The organism is uncultured Amaricoccus sp. (genome assembly GCF_937858865.1).
Lineage (GTDB): Bacteria > Pseudomonadota > Alphaproteobacteria > Rhodobacterales > Rhodobacteraceae > Amaricoccus.
The window spans coordinates 1-1,016 of record NZ_CALLYO010000168.1; the positions used below are offsets into that span (position 1 = coordinate 1).

General features: G+C 69.7%; 1 protein-coding gene. It reads right to left on the minus strand.

The window, feature by feature from the left end:
* Positions 1-33 precede the first annotated feature (33 nt).
* Positions 34-858 carry a helix-turn-helix transcriptional regulator gene (locus Q0112_RS04665; RefSeq protein ID WP_297972107.1) on the minus strand — a complete coding sequence of 275 codons (825 nt, stop codon included), beginning with the start codon at positions 856-858 and terminating at the stop codon, positions 34-36.
* Positions 859-1,016 lie beyond the last annotated feature (158 nt).

Genomic DNA, 1,016 nt, shown 5'->3' on the forward strand with positions numbered 1-1,016 from the left:
AAAGCGCGGCGGGCGTGAAGTGGCGGACTGTCGTCACCTGGCCGTGTCGGCGAGTTCGCCCAGCAGGTCGTGGACGCGCTCGGGGCCGACGATGGCGCGGCGGACGAGGGTGTCGAAGAGCCGGGAGAGGGCGGCGACCTGGTCGGTCGAGGTGACGACGAGATAGGCCTCGCCGAGGTAGAGCGCGGCGCGGATGCGGCCGAAGACGGTGAAGGGGGCGGCGAAGCTGAGCCGCCCGTCGTAGAGGTGGAGGCGCAACGTCGGGAAGCCCTCGGCGCAGATCGCCGCCATGTGGGCGAGCTGGCGGCGGCGCGGCGCCGCCGGGGTGTCGCGCCAGAGGCCGGTTCCCTCGGCGAGGTCGTGCAGCGTCTGCACCGGCATGGCGATCTCGACGTCCATGTCGCCGAGGACGTAGCCGCCGAGGACGTTCTCCGGCTGGCCAGCGCTGGCCGGGCCGGGGCGGTCGGCGGTTCCCTCCTCGAGGCGGAGCATGTCGGGCAGGCTCGAGGGGACGTAGCGGAGCTTCATGCCGGCCGCCTCGCGGCGCCACTGGTCGATCGGCGAGCCGCCCTCGGGCGACTGGGCCGATTCGATCTGCACCGAGGGGGCGACGACCTGGCGGCCCTCCGGCGCGTTCGAGAGGCTGAGCAGCCAGTCGGTGGTGACGCCGCGCGCCTCGGCGATGCGTCGGAGGGTTTCCGCGCGCGGCATGCGGTCGATGGCCGGGTCGAGGAACTGGCTGAGCGCCGAGCGGTCGACGCCGGTGTCGCGCAGGAAGCCGGCGATGCCGCCGCGCTCCTCGGCGAGCAGGGTCCGCAGCCGCTCGCGGAAGGCGGCGGCGATCTCGCGCTTGTCCATGGCGGTTCCTCCCGGGTTATTGTGAATTCACGGTATATTGCGTGAATTTACGTTTATACTACTATTTCGCATGAAATTCACGTAATTGCCAGATCCGGGATTTGCGGGTAGATTCTCCGCAAGGGATTGCTTTCGAACGTCAAATGACCGGTGTACCG

Excerpts from the sequence above, each read along its gene's own strand:
- Q0112_RS04665 (WP_297972107.1), bottom strand. The coding sequence starts at position 858 with ATGGACAAGCGCGAGATCGCCGCCGCCTTCCGCGAGCGGCTGCGGACC.